Annotated in this window: 14 protein-coding genes and 1 tRNA gene; 6 read left to right on the forward strand and 9 right to left on the reverse strand. The window is 59.8% G+C overall.

Features of this window, described 5'->3' with window-relative positions:
- Nucleotides 1–127: 127 nt before the first annotated feature.
- The 7 genes from FAA97_RS03025 to FAA97_RS03055 form a co-directional block, all read right to left on the reverse strand.
- Nucleotides 128–955: an MBL fold metallo-hydrolase gene (locus FAA97_RS03025; protein ID WP_136597040.1), complete on the reverse strand. Its 828-nt coding sequence runs from the start codon at nt 953–955 to the stop codon at nt 128–130.
- A 10-nt stretch (nt 956–965) separates the two neighbouring features.
- Nucleotides 966–1,751 carry a TatD family hydrolase gene (locus tag FAA97_RS03030; RefSeq protein WP_136597041.1) on the reverse strand — a complete coding sequence of 262 codons (786 nt, stop codon included), beginning with the start codon at nt 1,749–1,751 and terminating at the stop codon, nt 966–968.
- A gap of 4 nt (nt 1,752–1,755) precedes the next feature.
- Nucleotides 1,756–3,372 carry a methionine--tRNA ligase gene (metG, locus tag FAA97_RS03035; protein ID WP_281281300.1) on the reverse strand — a complete coding sequence of 539 codons (1,617 nt, stop codon included), beginning with the start codon at nt 3,370–3,372 and terminating at the stop codon, nt 1,756–1,758.
- 137 nt (nt 3,373–3,509) lie between these two features.
- Nucleotides 3,510–4,535, reverse strand: coding sequence for a DNA polymerase III subunit delta' (locus FAA97_RS03040; RefSeq protein ID WP_136597043.1), 1,026 nt, complete (start codon nt 4,533–4,535; stop codon nt 3,510–3,512).
- A complete protein-coding gene (tmk, locus tag FAA97_RS03045) occupies nt 4,532–5,251 on the reverse strand; it encodes a dTMP kinase (RefSeq protein ID WP_136597044.1) in 720 nt (239 codons plus the stop codon). The genes FAA97_RS03040 and tmk overlap by 4 nt, the downstream gene beginning before the upstream one ends.
- Nucleotides 5,252–5,378: 127 nt before the next feature.
- Nucleotides 5,379–6,554, reverse strand: coding sequence for a D-alanyl-D-alanine carboxypeptidase family protein (locus tag FAA97_RS03050; protein ID WP_136597045.1), 1,176 nt, complete (start codon nt 6,552–6,554; stop codon nt 5,379–5,381).
- Nucleotides 6,555–6,623: 69 nt separating this feature from the next.
- Nucleotides 6,624–7,655, reverse strand: coding sequence for a septal ring lytic transglycosylase RlpA family protein (locus tag FAA97_RS03055; RefSeq protein ID WP_136597046.1), 1,032 nt, complete (start codon nt 7,653–7,655; stop codon nt 6,624–6,626).
- A 239-nt stretch (nt 7,656–7,894) separates the two neighbouring features.
- Between FAA97_RS03055 and FAA97_RS03060 the strand changes: the two genes are divergently transcribed.
- The 6 genes from FAA97_RS03060 to FAA97_RS03085 all read left to right on the forward strand — a co-directional run bounded on the left by FAA97_RS03060 (nt 7,895) and on the right by FAA97_RS03085 (nt 14,668).
- Nucleotides 7,895–7,984 (forward strand) — tRNA-Ser (locus tag FAA97_RS03060).
- A gap of 278 nt (nt 7,985–8,262) precedes the next feature.
- On the forward strand, nt 8,263–10,818 hold the full coding sequence (gene treY / locus FAA97_RS03065) for a malto-oligosyltrehalose synthase (protein ID WP_136597047.1): 2,556 nt from the start codon (nt 8,263–8,265) through the stop codon (nt 10,816–10,818).
- A gap of 93 nt (nt 10,819–10,911) precedes the next feature.
- Nucleotides 10,912–11,262: a VanZ family protein gene (locus FAA97_RS03070; RefSeq protein WP_136597048.1), complete on the forward strand. Its 351-nt coding sequence runs from the start codon at nt 10,912–10,914 to the stop codon at nt 11,260–11,262.
- Nucleotides 11,263–11,429: 167 nt separating this feature from the next.
- Complete coding sequence (locus FAA97_RS03075) at nt 11,430–12,746, forward strand: efflux RND transporter periplasmic adaptor subunit (RefSeq protein ID WP_425467391.1); 1,317 nt, start codon at nt 11,430–11,432, stop codon at nt 12,744–12,746.
- Nucleotides 12,747–12,756: 10 nt separating this feature from the next.
- Nucleotides 12,757–13,473, forward strand: coding sequence for an ABC transporter ATP-binding protein (locus FAA97_RS03080; RefSeq protein ID WP_136597049.1), 717 nt, complete (start codon nt 12,757–12,759; stop codon nt 13,471–13,473).
- Nucleotides 13,463–14,668: an ABC transporter permease gene (locus FAA97_RS03085; protein ID WP_136597050.1), complete on the forward strand. Its 1,206-nt coding sequence runs from the start codon at nt 13,463–13,465 to the stop codon at nt 14,666–14,668. The genes FAA97_RS03080 and FAA97_RS03085 overlap by 11 nt, the downstream gene beginning before the upstream one ends.
- Nucleotides 14,669–14,730: 62 nt before the next feature.
- Here the strand turns inward: FAA97_RS03085 and FAA97_RS03090 are convergent, their stop codons facing one another.
- The gene (locus FAA97_RS03090; RefSeq protein ID WP_136597051.1) at nt 14,731–15,543 is read right to left on the reverse strand and encodes a ferredoxin--NADP reductase; all 813 of its coding nucleotides are present in this window, start codon (nt 15,541–15,543) and stop codon (nt 14,731–14,733) included.
- Between the two features lie 169 nt (nt 15,544–15,712).
- Nucleotides 15,713–16,225 carry a DUF934 domain-containing protein gene (locus FAA97_RS03095; protein ID WP_136597052.1) on the reverse strand — a complete coding sequence of 171 codons (513 nt, stop codon included), beginning with the start codon at nt 16,223–16,225 and terminating at the stop codon, nt 15,713–15,715.
- Between the last annotated feature and the right edge of the window lie 7 nt (nt 16,226–16,232).

Below are 16,232 nucleotides of genomic sequence, written 5' to 3' on the forward strand. Positions count from 1 at the left end.
AATGGCATCTGCCCCGCTACACATATAAATCGCATAAGATAGATTATGGAACGTCTTGATATCTCGGTTTATCCATTTCCAGCCGTTTGCGCCAAATGTCCACGACGTCAGGAATTCATGCGCCTGTTTAGTAAGGCTTGATATCCATCTGAAATTCAACGATCATCTGATCGTGGCCTGGCTCTACACTGTCAGGCGTTTCCCGCATCACCGTCTCGTAGTCGAGCGGTGTGTGCATGTGCGTCAACACGGCTTTTTTCGGCGCGAGTCGGCTGATCCAGGCCAGCGCCTGCTCAAGCGACAGGTGGCTCGGATGCGGCCGGTATTGGAGAGCGTCGATATAGAGCATGTCGAGGTCGGCGAGTTTTTCGACCGTTTCCGGCGGAAAGTCAGAGACGTCGCAACAATAAGCGACGTCACCGATCCTGAGGCCAAGTGAGATGATGTCGCCGTGCTGCTGCTTCAAAGGCATAATCGAGAGCGGACCGCCGGCGCCGTCGATCAAAATCGGCTGCTCGAGATCTTCAATGATCTGTGGTTTGACGATCGGCGGATAATTGCTGCCGGGCGGCGTTTCCAGGCAGTAGCCAAAGCCTTCCGCGATGCGGCTCATGGTATAGGGTTCGGCATGAATGGGAATCCGATGGTGCTGGCTGTGAAAGTAGCCGCGCAGATCGTCAATACCGTGCAGATGGTCCGCATGGGCGTGGGTATAGATGACGGCGTCGATATGCTCGACCTTCGAGCGGATCATCTGCTCGCGAAAATCCGGTCCCGTGTCGATGACGACGGTCGTCTGGCCACCGTCAGGGCCGATCTGTTCAATCAGGAAGGCAGCCCGCGTCCGTCGGTTCTTCGGATTGTTCGGGTCGCAATTGCCCCAGTCGCCATTGATCCGGGGAACGCCTGGCGACGAGGAACAACCGAGCAGCGTGAACCGGCGCGTGACCTGCATCGGGGCTTCCTCAGCTCAGTCTGGGCATCTTAGAGAAACAGCGAAAAGCATTCGCGGTCGTCACGTCCGCCATCTCCGGGTAGCTCACACCCTTGACCTCCGCCAGAACCTCCGCCGTGTTCACCACATAGGATGGCTCATTGCGTTTTCCACGCCAGCGCTTTGGCGCCAGATACGGCGCATCCGTCTCGACCAGCAACCGGTCCATTGGCACGCTCTTGGCAATTTCGCGCAATTCCTCCGATTTCGGAAATGTCACGATGCCGGAAAACGAGACATAGCCACCGAGCGCCACACCGGTATCGGCCAGCGCCTGGCCGGAGGAGAAGCAATGCAGGATGAAGGGGAAGGCGCCCTTCCCTGTTTCCTCGGTCAAAATCGCCGCCATATCGTCGTCGGCGCTGCGGCTATGGATAACAAGCGGAAGCTGCGTGCGACGGGCCGCCTCGATATGGCGGATGAGTCCGGTCTTCTGGTCCTCGGGTTTCTGCGTGTCGTAGAAATAGTCGAGGCCGGCCTCGCCGATCGCCACGATCTTGTCGTGGCTTTCCGTCAGCCGCACCAGTTCGTCGGCGGTCACATCAAGTTCGTCGCCGGCATTGTTCGGATGCGTGCCGACCGAGCAGAAGACGCTCGGATAGCGTTCCGTTAGTGCCAGAAGCGTGTCGAGCTTCCGCACCCGCGTCGAGATCGTCACCATCTGTTTGACGCCTGCCTGATGGGCGCGCATGACAAGCTCGTCACGCTCGCTGTCGAAGTCGGCGAAGTCCAGATGGCAATGGGTATCAATCAGCATCGTCTCAGGCCTTGGCCGCTTCCGGGGCAACATAGCGCGGATAAACCGGCGCCGGCGCCGGCAGCTCCGTGCCCGGTTGCAGACGTCCTGCGGAACCAAGCTTCGCAAACACGCGGTCTTCTTCTGCCACGGCCACGAGATCGAGGATCTGCGCCGAAGATGCCGGCATGATCGGTTGGAACAGGATCGCGATCTGGCGCACAACGTCTGCGGCCACATAAAGCACCGTGCCCATACGCGCCTCGTCGGTCTTCTTCAAAACCCACGGTGCCTGAGCCGCGAAATAGCGATCGGCCTCGTTGACGATGTTGATGATGGCCGCGACCGCCTTGTGGATCTGCTGCTTGCCCATCTCCTCGCGGCAGATCTCGATCGCCTCGTCGGCAATCTTCAGGATCGCCTCGTCTTCTGCGGTGAGCGGACCGGGTGCCGGCACCCTGCCCTCGCAGTTCTTGTTGATCATCGACAGCGAGCGCGAGGCAAGATTGCCGATGCCATTTGCGAGGTCGGCATTGATGCGTGTGCCGATGCCCACTTCAGAATAGCTGCCGTCCTGGCCGAAGGAGACTTCGCGCAGGAAGAAGTAGCGCACCTGATCGAGGCCGAAATGGTTCACCAGATTGACCGGATCGACAACGTTGCCAAGCGACTTCGACATCTTCTCGCCCTTGTTGAGCAGGAAGCCGTGCGCATAGACGCGCTTGGGCAGCGGTAGGCCCGCCGACATCAGGAAAGCCGGCCAATAGACGGCGTGGAAGCGGATGATGTCCTTGCCAATAATGTGCACGTCGGCTGGCCAGTATTTTGCTCGCGGACCCTTCTCGTCCTCGACATAACCGGTCGCGGTGATGTAGTTGGTGAGCGCATCGACCCAGACATACATGACATGCTTGTCGTCGCCGGGAACCTTGATACCCCAGTCAAACGTCGTGCGCGAGATCGACAAGTCCTTCAGGCCCGACTTGACGAAGGAGATGACCTCGTTGCGGCGCTCGTTCGGGCCGATGAAATCCGGCTGGTCTTCGTATAGCTTCAGGAGCTTGTCTTCATAGGCCGAAAGCTTGAAGAAGTAGCTTTCCTCCTCCACCCATTCGACCGGCGTGCCCTGAGGCCCGTAGCGCACGCCATCGGCGCGCAACTCGGTTTCCTCTTCGTGGTAATAGGCTTCGTCGCGGACCGAATACCAGCCCGCGTAACCACCCTTGTAGATGTCGCCGTTTTTCTCCATCCGGCGCCAGACTTCCTGCACCGTCTCGTGATGGCGCTTCTCGGTCGTGCGGATGAAATCGTCGTTCGAGGAATTGAGCAGCTTGCCCATCTCGCGGAATTCGTTCGAGTTCCGCTCGGCAAGCTCCTCCGGCGAAATGCCTTCGGCGCGCGCCGTCTGCTGCATCTTCTGCCCGTGTTCGTCGGTCCCCGTCAGGAAGAAGACATCCCGACCGTCGAGCCGCTGGAACCGCGCCATGGCGTCGGTCGCGATCAACTCGTAGGCATGGCCGATATGCGGCTTGCCGTTCGGATAGGAAATGGCAGTCGTGATGTAGAAGGGATCGCTCATGGCTTCTTGTTGTCTTTTCGTCGGTTGCGATTGTGTTTTGCTGCTGTCTTGGAGCCAGACCACGGCGACGCGGGCCGGCCCGCCATTGGCAGCGAATGCTTATGGGGTTGAACGCTCTTAAAGCATTCTTCAGGGTTTAGGAACACGGTTTTGCTGCGATGCCGCGCAATAGGCGATCAAGGACTATACTTGCCAGTGCCTCACCGGGTCACGGCTGAGAGGACATCGAGCATGGTCTGCTTCTTGTCGAGATTGTAGGCAGCAGCGACGGTCAGTTGTTCGTTGATCGACGAACTCAGTCTTGCGAAGTGGTCGGCATTATCCAGATCGCCGCGAAGCGCCAAGGTGCGTGCCGTGTCGCCGAGATAATCGGTGAGATGCTCGACGAAGAAGCCGTGGACAACCTCGCCATCCTTTGCCGACAGAGCGTCGGCGATCTTGAACATCATCTTGCGCTGGCTTGGACCGGAAGCGGCCATCATGGCTTCGAAGGCCTCAAGGATATCGACGCCACCGTAGTTCACGAGTTTCAGCGCGCGCGCCACGCTGCCCCTTGCAAGCCGCAGGACGCTTTCCCGTTTGTCGCCTGGTAGTGCGAGGCCAAGCTGCGCGAGCGCCTGGTCCATGGCTTGCGGATTGAGTTCCTGCAGCCGGAGTGGCAGGCAGCGTGAGCGGATCGTCGGCAAAAGCTTGCCGGGCGCATGGCTGAGCACGAGAAACATCGCACGCTTGGGCGGCTCCTCAAGAATCTTCAAAATTGCGTTCGCAGCATTGCGATTGAGATCATCAGCTGGATCGATGATCACGATGCGCCAGTTGCCGGTGCCCGACGTCTGGGCGAAGAAATGCCCTGCCTTGCGCACCTCATCGACAGTGATCGCACTTTTTACCCGTCCCGTCTTCTCGTCGACGGGCCGAGACAAATGCAGGAGATTGTGGCTTGCACCCGCGGCAAGTTGGCGGCTGATCGGATGGGTCGGGTCGGGATCTTCAAGCCTGTCGGGAGCCGTCAGGGGATCGGGATAGCGCAAGATGTGGTTGGCAAAGCGGAATGCAAGCGTCGCCTTGCCGATACCTTCCGGTCCCTCGATGAGAACGGCATGATGCCCCTTCCCCGAGCGATAGCTGCGAGCGAGGAACGCTTCCGCCTCCTCATGGCCATAGAGACGTGTATTCAAGACCGGTGCAATTGCCCCGTCCAGGACGCCGGCCCTTTCCTCACTCATGAAGGCACTCCCGGCGTGAGCTTTGGCTGCCCGTCGGCCCTTTGGGCCTCTCCTGTCCCAAGACGCTGTGCCATGACAAGCAGGACTTCGGCCAGGATGTCGCGGGCGATACGGTCGACATCCAGCGACGCATCGATAATGCGGCAACGCCCGGGTTCCCGTGCGGCGATATCGAGAAATCCCTGGCGGCGCTTCTCATGGATATCGATGTTTTCCTTTTCGAAGCGGTCCGGCGCCTCGGTTTCAGGTGCACCTCCCGCACGGCGGCGGGCACGCGCAAGTCCCACATCGGCGGGGAGATCGAGGATCAAGGTGAGATCCGGCATGCTGGGACCGATCGATACCCGTTCGAGGGCGGCCATGAGAGCCGGTTCCAGATTGCCGGTAACACCTTGATAAACGCGGGAGGAATCCACAAAACGATCGCACAAGACGATCTGGCCTGCCATCAGAGCCGGACGAATGACGCAATCCAGGTGATCGGCGCGCGCTGCGGCAAAGAGCATGGCCTCCATGCGAACGCCGAAATCTTCGGCGGCTCCCGAAAGCAGGACGTGGCGCAGCGCCTCCGCACCCGGTGACCCTCCGGGCTCGCGCGTGATTATCACATCATGGCCGCGGGTTCGCAGCGCGTCGGCGAGCAGGCGGATCTGGGTCGATTTACCCGCCCCCTCGCCGCCTTCGAAAGTGACGAACATTCCCCGATCGGTAGCCACGTCTCGTTCAACCCCGCCTTTGAAGCTTGCCGATTCCCATCAGCACTGAACATAGCGCTGTAAACCAAGACAGCGAGGGTTGAAACCGGACAACTCCACGGATTGCCGAAAATTCAACTGGCGGGGCTCAGAGCCAGAAGAACAAAGCTTCGAGAACCGCGTCAAGCGCTCTCTGCCGCAAGGTCCCCTGCCCCACCGGCGCATTGGCGTAAAGAGGCACTGTCAAAAGCGGTCGTTCGCCAGAAAAAACAGCCAGGGAGCCAATGGCCTGCTCGGCGGCGACGGGGGGCCGCAGCGGCCAGGCATAGGTAATCTTGGCCTGCAATCGGTCCGGATTATTGATGGGCACGTAAACTTCGACAGGCGCATTGGCTTTCAGGGGAACAGTGGATTGCGCGCCGCCATAGACGCTGGCATCCGCAATTACCTCGCCGCTCTTGAAGAGCGTGCGCATTTCGAAGCCATCCAGCCCCCAATTCAGCAGTTTCATCGCCTCTTCGGTGCGCTCCTTGTCGGTGGCAAGGCCGGAAATGGCGAGGAAGAGTCGCCGGCCATTGCGCTCGATGGAGGCGACAAGCGCATAGCCATCTCCTTCGGCGAAGCCGGTGCCCAGACCGTCAGCCCCCATGCTCAAGAGAGGGTTGCGATTGCGCTGGAGGATCTTGTTCCATTCGAATTCCGGCTGCCGGAAAGTCTCGTAGAGGTCCGGGTAACGGCTGTGCAAATGCTTGGCAAGCGTAACCAGATCGCGTGGCGTCGAGCGATTTTCGGGATGCGGAAGCCCCGTGGCATTGGCAAATTGGCTGCCGGTGAGGCCAAGTTCGGTCGCGCGCCGGTTCATCCGCTCGACGAACCTGGCTTCCGATCCGGACATGCCCTCAGCGATGATGAGGCATCCGTCATTGGCCGTCTGCACTGCAATTCCACGGATCAAATCGGCAACCGGCACCTCAGATTTTAGTGCCGCGAACATGGTTGCGGTGCGCGAAGGGGCGCCACCGGTGCGCCAAGCAAATTCGGACACGGGATAGGCCGTCTCGAGACTGATTTCGCCGCGGCTGACAGCGTCGAACACGACTTCGAGCGTCATCAACTTTGCAAGCGAAGCGGGTGCGAAAGTCTCAGTGTCCTTTTTCGCCAGAAGCACTGTGCCCGTCGAAGCTTCGATGAGATAGGCCTTGGCGGCTTTAGTTTCGATCGGTTGTTTCAACTCGACGGAAAGCGCATGCACCGGTGACGCCTGCCCGATGAAGAGCGCGCAAGTGAAGCTGGCAATGACAAAAGCGATAAGCGATGTGCGCATGAATTATTTCAACCGAGAACGGACTTGTTTGGCGGACCGGTGCGGCGACCAACCGCCTGCCCTTGGCAATCAGCGCCCGCTTCCCAGTTGTATGCCGCCTGAAGCAACAGCCGCCAGAATCGACGCTTCGTCAAGCGTTGTATTGCCCACAAGTACGGCGTCGAAGGCAAGTGACGCGTGACTGCTCTGCGGCGCATCATAGGCCGAGACCATCGAAACGCCAGAATAGATGCCCATTGTATTGGGACGCAGGCTGGGCAGCGGCCCCTCTTCCGGCAACAGCGCGAAATCGGCCGGCATGGCGCTGGCGGTCATGAATTCTGCAGCGGCTCTCTGGGCATCCAAGGTCTGCGTGCTGGTTCCGCCAGACGGCGTCGAGCCCGAAAGGGCCGTCCGGAAGCTTGGGGCAACCGGGTCAGCCGACGCCACCATGACGCCTGTGGCGATCTGGCCAGCCGGATCGACAACCGGCCCCTTGCCACCCTTGGGTGTGTACGATGCCATCAGATACGGCATGTCATGCCCGTCCATCCGCGCGGGACCGACATATTGCACGCGCACTTCGCCGGTTCCGCTGTGGGCGAGATCCAGCATGTCGGCCGTCTTGCGCGACAAATCGATGATGCGGCCCTTGTGGAACGGGCCGCGGTCATTGATGCGCACGATCACTGAACTGCCGTTCGAGGTATTCGTCACGCGGGCATAGCTTGGCAGCGGCAAGGTTGGATGGGCAGCCGAGAGATGCGTCTTATCGTAGAGCTCGCCGTTTGCCGTCATGCGACCATGGAAGGCGTCACCATACCAGGATGCGACGCCGACCTTGTCATAGTTCGGATTGTCCTTGGGCACGAATGTCTTGCCCTTCACCACATAGGGCTTGCCAACGATGTAGCGCCCGCCACCTTTGGGCACCTGACCGCTTGTAACGAGCCGCGGGCTGGCTTTGACGCCGTAAACGGATTCGGCAAAATATTCCTTCGAGCGTTTCGGCTTTTCTGCGGTCTGCTTCGTTGTGGAGCAGGACGCCATGAATGAACAGACAAGCGCAAGGCCAAGCCATTTGCTAACGGTGGCCACGCGGCCGAATCTATCAGATTGCATATGTCCCACTTTTGATCATCTCAGCTCAGGCCATCCCACAAGCCCGACGCGAGCAGCCGCACGCGAGCGAAACGAAACCCTTGGAAAATGGCCAAAATGGGAAAACCCACAACTTCGCAAGGGCCAAACGTCCCGTATGGTTTCCGGTCGGTTAACGGATGGCGTCGCCACACCCCCGTTGCGGGCGCAAGAAAGCCTCTTGCCAAGTGCGTGCGAGTTCCGCATAACGCGGTCTGTCCGGATGGGTGTCCGAGTGGTTTAAGGAACCGGTCTTGAAAACCGGCGTGCGGGAGACCGTACCGTGGGTTCGAATCCCACCCCATCCGCCAAAATTCCTTTTACACGTTGATTTTGCTAGATTTTATGGAAGGCTTCATTCGGCCTGCCATCCCACTCCTATTCTCAGGCATGACGCGCGTTGGTGATTTTTCCAGTCGCTGGGGACGCCCTTCTTGGGTGCGCCGGAGCTTGCGGAACCAAAGCATGGTCTCCGGGTTACCTCGTCGCCTGATCCGAACCGATAGCGCTCGTCGCGCTATGTTCTCTGTCAGCGCGCGTACCCTGCTCTCAGCCGATTCAGCCGTCACTCCAATCGACAAGGCATCTCATGTGCATTCCAACCGCCACCTATCGCGTCCAGTTTCGCAACGGCATGACCTTCGATCGTCTGACGACGCATATTTCCTATCTGAAACAGCTCGGGATCAGCCATCTCTACGCATCCCCGATCTTCACGGCGACCGATGGATCCAGCCACGGATATGATGTCACCGATGCGAATGAAATCGATCCTGCAATTGGCGGACGGGCGGGCTTCGACCGCATGGTCGATGCGCTGAAGGCGGAAGGACTTGGGCTCATTCTCGACATCGTACCAAATCACATGGCTGCCTCACTGGAGAACCGCTGGTGGTATGACGTGGTCGAAAATGGCCCGGCCAGCGCCTATTCCGGACATTTTGACATAGATTGGTCGCGTCGGTTGACGCTCCCGGTGCTCGACACGTCATTTGAAGCCGCTCTAGAGGGCAACGAGATTGGCGTCGGTCGCGATCCTTCAACGGGGAAGCCGAGCCTGACGTACCGAGGCAGTTTTTTCCCGCTCGCCCCATACAGCTATGCTGGCCGGTCAGAAGAGATCATGAAGGCCGCCGATCGCGAGACGATTGCGGCCTTGCACGATGAACAGGCTTATCAGCTCATTCCGTGGCGCGACGTTCCTCGAGCCCTTTCCTATCGCCGCTTCTTCGAGATTGCCGGCCTTGTCGGCGTGCGGGTTGAAGACAGACAGGTGTTTGACGACACGCATCGGCTGATCCTGGAGCTCGTGAGATCAGGCGCCGTTCAAGGATTAAGGATTGATCATGTCGACGGGCTGACCGATCCCAAAGCCTATCTTGATCGCCTGCGCGCGGCCGTCGGACCTGACTGCTACCTGACGGTCGAAAAGATCCTGGGCGACGACGAGACACTGCCTGCCGACTGGCCGGTATCCGGCACCACCGGCTACGAGTTCATCTCCGCCATCAGCGACGCCCTGGTCGATGGTGACAATGTCGGCAGGCTGCGGCAGCGCTACGAAGCCCTGACCGGCCATAGTGTGGATGGCAGCGCCGATGTCCACGCGGCCAAACGGCTTCTGCTTGAAAAGAATTTCGTCGGAGAATTGACGCGGTTGGGTGACTTGGTTCTCGAGGCAGCCGAGATCGAGCGTTACGATATGGCTGAGCTCGAAAGATCCGCGCGAGCAGCCGTGACGGAGTTGCTCATCGCCTTTCCGCGCTATCGCACCTACGGAACGGAAACTGGACTGACTTCCGAGGATGCGGACCTGCTGGAGACGGCGAGGAGCACCATCCAGGTTGAAGACGGCTCGCCGATCTCGCAGGCGCTCGACGTTGGGCTTCGCCTGTTGAAGGGCAGCGTTTCGGTCGATGCGCGTCCAGTCGCGGCATCCTTCCGAACACGCTTCCAGCAATTGACCGGCCCCTTGATGGCGAAGTCCGTCGAAGACACGGTCTTCTTCCGCGACAATGCTGTGCTGGCGCTCAACGAAGTCGGCTCGGAAGCGGCGCAGGCACAGTTTTCAATTGAGCGCTTTCACGAGAAGATGCGGATGCGGGCGCGCCACTGGCCACATGCGCTTTCGGCAACCAGCACGCATGATACGAAGCGTGGCGAAGACGCGCGTGCGCGGCTCTATGCGCTGACTGAGATGCCCGATGTCTGGGCGCAGGCGGTTGACCGTTGGCAATCGATGAACAGCGGCGCGCTGGCCAACGCTGAAAAATCGCGAGCACCTGAGCCGAATGTCGAGTGGATGCTCTACCAGGCCTTGGCTGGTGTCTGGCCGGTCGAGACGGGTGTCGCCGATGCTGCCTCCCTGAAAGCGCTCGAAGAACGGTTTATCCCCTATGTCGAAAAGGCGTTGCGCGAGGCGAAGTTGCGCACCAGCTGGCTCGAACCCGACGAGGACTATGAGGCGTCGGTTATCGCCTATGCCCGCCATCTACTGTCGCCGGACAATCGTCGTTTTCTCGAGGACTTCACCGAGACCATTGTCCCGTTGGCCCGCGCAGGATTTGTCAACAGTCTCAGCCAGACGGTGATCAAGCTGATGGCGCCGGGGGTGCCGGATGTCTATCAGGGAAGCGAAGCGCTTGATCTGAGCCTGGTCGACCCCGACAATCGCCGGCTGCCGGATTTCGCCTCACTGGACTCTAATCTTGCAACCGCTGAAGTCACAAACTTGGATCTGTCTGATCCCGGCTCCTGGGCTCGCTTGAAGCAAGCGCTTGTCGCCCGGCTTCTCACCCTACGCCGGGACGACCCAGGCCTTTTTGCGACGGGAGCTTACACACCCCTTGCTGCATCCGGAGCGGCAGCGGACGCCGTGATCGCCTTTGCGAGGACCGACGGCGCGCGGGCTGTCATCATTGCCGGGCCACGACTAGTGGGACGCACTCTCAGACAGCAATCCATAGTCGGCCTCCCAGAACTGCTTTCCGATGTCGAGATCAGCTTACCGACGCCCTTGGCTGACAGACGGTATAGAGACCTCTGGTCCGGCCGGTCTAGGTTCGTCGGCAACAGCATTCAAGCCATTGCCGAAGCCTCTCCCGTCCCGTTCTTGGTTCTTGTCAGCGATGAGCCTGCGGCGTGACCGACCGCCGGCCACCTCGCTTAGAGAGGATCGAGCCCATAGACGTGGGTACTTCGCATTGTCATTGAGGCAGGCACGCAGTAAGACGCGGCGATGACACGATGGTTCTTGAAGTTTTCGGCGTGGCTGGCGCTTGCTTTATGCCTGGCAGCCACAATCGTCCCTGTCGGCTTTCGACCTCAAGTCGCGATACCGCCTGATGCCGACAGGATTTTGGCTTTTATCGTCCTCGGTTTTCTTTTCGCCCTCGCCTACCCTTCGAAGAGTAAGCTGGTTGCACTGGTGCTGGTCGCAGCCGCCTTTGCCATAGAAGCTACGCAGTTTCTCCAGCCCTCTCGCCACCCACGGATCGATGATGCCGCGATCAAGGCAGTGGGGGCAGTGCTGGGCGTCGGCTTGGCTTGGTTCCTGGCACGGCTGCGGCAAACCTCGTCCCGCCCTTGACGCCCTTTACCAGGCCTCGGCTGGACGCGTGCCGGGTGCCTGGATTACCGAAGTTTCACTAGGGTTTTTCGCTAGAGGCTCTAGATAGATCGGGAGGTGCACTGGCTCAGGACGTGAATTGACCTTGGTCAATGGGCTTTCGGCACGGATAAGCAATTGTCGACCAGATGAAACATGACACGGTGGATCAAGACGTGACGCATAGCGACAGCAGCAGCCCGCAAGGCATATCCTCTGAGGACGAGCTTCGCACTCTTTTGGCTCAGGCTGGTCGCAAACGTCCCCGCTGGAAGATGCGTCTGCTGGCGCTCATGCTTATCCTTGGCGGCGGATATCTCGCTTTTACCGTTTTGGGCCGGACTGAGAGTTATAGCTACACCACGGCACCCGTAACAAAGGGCGACCTGTCCGTCCTGGTAACGGCCACAGGATCGGTCGAGCCGACGGTCCAGGTCGACGTCTCAAGCGAGCTGTCGGGCACCATTCGGGACGTGCTCGTTGATCACAATTCGACGGTCAAGAAGGGGGACGTTCTGGCGAGGCTCGATACGGACAAGCTTTCGGCCGAACTGAAGGCCAAGGGAGCGGCATTGTCTGCCGCCAGGGCCAATGTCGCCAAGGCCGAAGCGGACGAAAAGTCGGCCTCGGCAAGCCTTGAACGCCTGCGGGCATTGGTCAGCAGTCGGGTGTCTAGCAAGCAGGATCTCGAGTCTGCTGAATTCAGCTATCTGGCGACGCAAGCGGGCCGGGAGAGTGCACAGGCCGATGTGAGCTCGGCCGAGGCAGCGCTCGAGCTGGCAAAGTTGTCGCTGAGCAAGGCGACGATCCTCTCGCCCATCGACGGCATCGTTCTCACGCGCAGCGTCGATAGCGGAGCCACGGTCGCCGCCTCGCTCGAAGCGCCGACACTCTTCACGATTGCCGGTGACCTGCGCCAAATGGAGGTGCAGGTTTCGATCGATGAAGCAGATGTCGGTCAGGTTGCTGTCGGCCAGAGCGCGACCTTCACGGTGGACGCCTTTCCCGATCAGCGTTTTCCAGCGACGATCACGTCTATCCGCTACGCATCGGAAACCGTGAACGATGTCGTGACGTACAAGGGCATTCTGTCCGTCCGCAATGACGAACTGCTGCTGCGCCAGGGCATGACGGCGACCGCCGACATCGTTGTGCAGGCCGTGCGGGGATCGCTACTCATTCCAAATGCTGCCCTTCGCTTCACGCCGCCAGACACGGCGAGTGCAGAGCAAACCTCCTCAGGTGGCGGTGGATTGTTCGGCATGTTCCGTCCGCCGCGTCGTTCGCCGGCAAGTACCCCGGAGCCCGCCGGGACCGGGCGAACGATCTGGCTTCTGAGAGACGGTGCACCTTTGGCAGTCAAGGTCGAGATTGGCGCAAGCGACGGCCAGAATACAGCTGTGGTCGGCGGTGATATCAAAGAGGGGGATGCCGTAATCGTCGATGCAACCCTGCGAAAGACCTAAGGGAGCGACGATGAGCCGTCAGCCACTGATCGCGTTCCGGCAGGTGTCCCGCGTCTATGGATTGGGCGAGGCTCGCATTCGTGCCCTTGATGGTGTCGACCTCACGATCGGCACCTCGGAATTCGTCGCGATCATGGGGCCCTCCGGATCCGGCAAATCGACGGCCATGAACATTCTCGGCTGCCTGGACGTGCCGACATCCGGTCAGTATTTCTTCGACGGCATAGACACGCATGGATTTGATCGGGCGCAATACACGCTGCTTCGTCGCCATATGCTCGGTTTCGTCTTTCAAGGCTTCAACCTCTTGGCGCGGACATCGGCGGTTGAAAATGTCGAGTTGCCGCTGATCTATCGTGGGGTGGATCCTCGCGAAAGGCGGATCAGAGCTTTGAGGGCGCTTGGCCAGGTCGGGCTTGGCGGGCGCGAAGGTCATACGACCCAGGAGCTTTCAGGTGGGCAGCAGCAACGTGTCGCCATCGCGCGGGCGATCGTGACAAGTCCAGCCGTACTGCTTGCCGATGAACCGACAGGCAATCTGGACACGAAGACAAGCCGGGAGATCATGGAGCTCATCACAGCGCTGAACCGCGACAACGGCATCACCGTCATCATGGTAACCCATGAGGATGATATCGCGGCTTACGCAAAGCGGACGCTGCGCTTTGTTGACGGGCGCATCCAGTCTGACAGCCGGGATGCGGAGGCTGCAGCGCATGTTCCTTGAGACCATCAAGCTCGCACTGCGCGCAATCAGGCGCAATCTTCTGCGCTCTTTCCTGACCGTGCTTGGCGTCGTCATCGGTGTCGCGGCTGTGATTGCCATGGTGACCATCGGCAATGGCACAACCGCGCAGGTGACGGCCGAGATCTCCAAGCTCGGAACCAATCTCCTGTTTGTCCGCCCCGGCCAGTTTGGACCAGGACGCGCGTCCACCGATGCGAAGCGGTTTACGATCCGCGATATCGAGGCTGTTCGCGCGCAAATAGGCGGACTGAGGGCCGTGGCTGGCGTCAACCAGTCTGTCCAGACCGTGGTGTTCGGCGGCGAGAGCCGGCAAGTCAGCATCATCGGCAGCGGTGCAGATTATCTGGTCGCTCAAGACTGGCCTTTGCAAAGCGGTCGCAACTTTCTTCCGTCGGAAGAGCGAGGCGGACAGTCGGTCTGCCTGATTGGCGAAACCGTTCGCAGCCGGCTGTTTGGCTCGACACCACCGCTCGATCAAAGCATTCGCGTTGGCAGCGTCCCATGCACGGTGATCGGCGTGCTGGCCCGCAAGGGCCAGAGCGGCATGGGCAGCGACCAGGATGATGTAGTGATGATGCCGATGAAGGTGTTTCAACGCCGGATCGGCGGCTCCAACGATGTTTCCAGCATGATGGTATCAGCCGAAAATGGCGTATCGACTGCCAAAGTTCAGGCCGATATCGAACGGCTCTTGCGCGAGCGCCGCAAGATCGTCGCGGGACGCGATGACGATTTTACGGTCAATGACATGGCCCAGATGGCAGCAACATTGACCGGCACGACCACACTCATGACTGGTCTTCTCGGCGCCGTGGCCGCCGTTTCCCTGCTTGTCGGCGGAATCGGCATCATGAACATCATGCTGGTCTCGGTGACAGAACGCACCCGCGAGATTGGCATCCGTCTGGCAATTGGCGCCGTTGAGGGCCAGGTGCTGATGCAGTTCCTGGTCGAAGCGGTAACACTGTCAATTTTCGGCGGACTTGTCGGGATCGCACTTGGTCTTGCCATCGCCTATGGCGCAGTCAGCCTGATGCAGGTGCCGTTTGTCGTCAGCCCGACCATCGTCCTCTTTGCCTTTGCCTTCTCTGCAGCCATCGGCATGGTCTTTGGCTATTTTCCAGCGCGACGGGCGGCGCAGATGAACCCGATCGATGCTCTCAGACACGAATAGGTTTGCCCAACAAAAGACGCCCGGCAGACACCGGGCGTTCAAGGGGTAGATTTGCGGGTAGATCAGCCGACGAAAGCGCGCTCGATGACGAATTCGGCCGGCTTGTTGTTGGCGCCTTCGGTAAGCCCCGCCTTTTCCAAGAGTTCCTTTGTGTCTTTCAGCATCGCAGTCGAGCCGCAGATCATGCCACGATCGATCGCCGGATCGAGTGGCGGCACGCCGAGATCGGTAAATAGCTTGCCATTCTCGATCAAAGTCGTGATGCGTCCCTTGAAGGGATAGTCTTCACGGGTCACCGTCGCATAGTGCTTAAGCTTGTCACCGACCACCTCAGCGAGGAATTCGTGGTTCTTGATCTCGTCCACGAGATCGAAGCCGTATTTCAGTTCGGCAACATCGCGGCAGGTGTGGGTGAGGATGACTTCCTCGAACTTCTCATAGGTTTCCGGATCGCGGATCAGACTTGCGAAAGGTGCGATGCCGGTGCCGGTCGAGAACATGTAAAGGCGCCTGCCCGGCGTCAGCGCGTCGAGCACAAGCGTGCCGGTCGGCTTCTTGCGCATCAGCACCCTGTCACCCGGCTGGATGCGTTGCAGATGCTGGGTCAGCGGGCCGTTCGGCACCTTGATCGAGAAGAATTCGAGTTCCTCGTCCCAGGAAGGGCTCGCAATCGAATAGGCGCGGTAGATCGGCTTGCCCTCGACCATCAGGCCGATCATCGCGAATTCGCCCGAGCGGAAACGGAAACCGGCGGGGCGGGTCATGCGAAAACGGAAGAGATGATCGGTGTAATGCGTGACGCTCAGCACCGTCTCGGCATAGACGCCCTCGGGCACGATCAGTTGGGCATTGTCGGTCTTCACGGGAGCATTCATAGGCTGTCGGTCCTATCGTTCGGTCGATTGGGAAGAGCCTATAATCCAGACCGTCCCATTCCACAATTCAGCCGGCGTGCTATTTCGCAGCTGAGATATTCAAGAAAGCAAAGGCGGCAACCTTGACCGAGGTCAACTCGCCGCCATCACATAGCGATTTATCGATGTCTCAGGCGCCAGTGGTGCCAAGGCGGCGCCAGCTGAAACCACCAACAGCCTCAGAATCCCGGGCTGCCGGCTGGTAACGCTGGGCAACGCCCGTGAGACAGTTTTCCGCCAGCCGCCGCTGGGCGACCGGATTGGTGACAGCGAAACTGTCGAAGCCGGTGCGCAGCATCAGCGGCACCTGGTCGATCAACACGTCACCAACCGCACGCAGTTCGCCGGTATAACTCAGTCGCTCACGCAGCAGCGTGGCATGGCTGAAGCCGCGGCCATCGTTGAAGGCGGGGAAGGCCACGGCGATGAGCGCGATGCGGTCGAGATGGGGCGTAAGCTTCGTCACGTCATCAGCCGGCGCGATCAGGACGCCAAGGCCGACGTCGTTGGTCTCACCCACAGCTTCTAGGAAAGCGTCGAGCGGCAAAAGGGCCTTTTCGCCCTCGCCCGCCTTGCGCTCTTCCGTTTCCGTCACCCAGATGTCGCCCTCGACGAAACCGGTTTCTTTCCAGATCTTGGTCATTACGTTT

The sequence above is a fragment of the Peteryoungia ipomoeae genome (assembly GCF_004912165.1).
Classification (GTDB): domain Bacteria; phylum Pseudomonadota; class Alphaproteobacteria; order Rhizobiales; family Rhizobiaceae; genus Allorhizobium; species Allorhizobium ipomoeae.

Coding starts and splice junctions, on each gene's coding strand:
- FAA97_RS03070 (WP_136597048.1), top strand. CDS start 10,912: ATGACACGATGGTTCTTGAAGTTTTCGGCGTGGCTGGCGCTTGCTTTA.
- FAA97_RS03095 (WP_136597052.1), bottom strand. CDS start 16,225: ATGACCAAGATCTGGAAAGAAACCGGTTTCGTCGAGGGCGACATCTGG.
- FAA97_RS03090 (WP_136597051.1), bottom strand. CDS start 15,543: ATGAATGCTCCCGTGAAGACCGACAATGCCCAACTGATCGTGCCCGAG.
- treY (WP_136597047.1), top strand. CDS start 8,263: ATGTGCATTCCAACCGCCACCTATCGCGTCCAGTTTCGCAACGGCATG.
- FAA97_RS03055 (WP_136597046.1), bottom strand. CDS start 7,655: ATGCAATCTGATAGATTCGGCCGCGTGGCCACCGTTAGCAAATGGCTT.
- FAA97_RS03040 (WP_136597043.1), bottom strand. CDS start 4,535: ATGAGTGAGGAAAGGGCCGGCGTCCTGGACGGGGCAATTGCACCGGTC.
- FAA97_RS03075 (WP_425467391.1), top strand. CDS start 11,430: ATGAAACATGACACGGTGGATCAAGACGTGACGCATAGCGACAGCAGC.
- FAA97_RS03080 (WP_136597049.1), top strand. CDS start 12,757: ATGAGCCGTCAGCCACTGATCGCGTTCCGGCAGGTGTCCCGCGTCTAT.
- FAA97_RS03025 (WP_136597040.1), bottom strand. CDS start 955: ATGCAGGTCACGCGCCGGTTCACGCTGCTCGGTTGTTCCTCGTCGCCA.
- FAA97_RS03085 (WP_136597050.1), top strand. CDS start 13,463: ATGTTCCTTGAGACCATCAAGCTCGCACTGCGCGCAATCAGGCGCAAT.
- FAA97_RS03030 (WP_136597041.1), bottom strand. CDS start 1,751: ATGCTGATTGATACCCATTGCCATCTGGACTTCGCCGACTTCGACAGC.
- FAA97_RS03050 (WP_136597045.1), bottom strand. CDS start 6,554: ATGCGCACATCGCTTATCGCTTTTGTCATTGCCAGCTTCACTTGCGCG.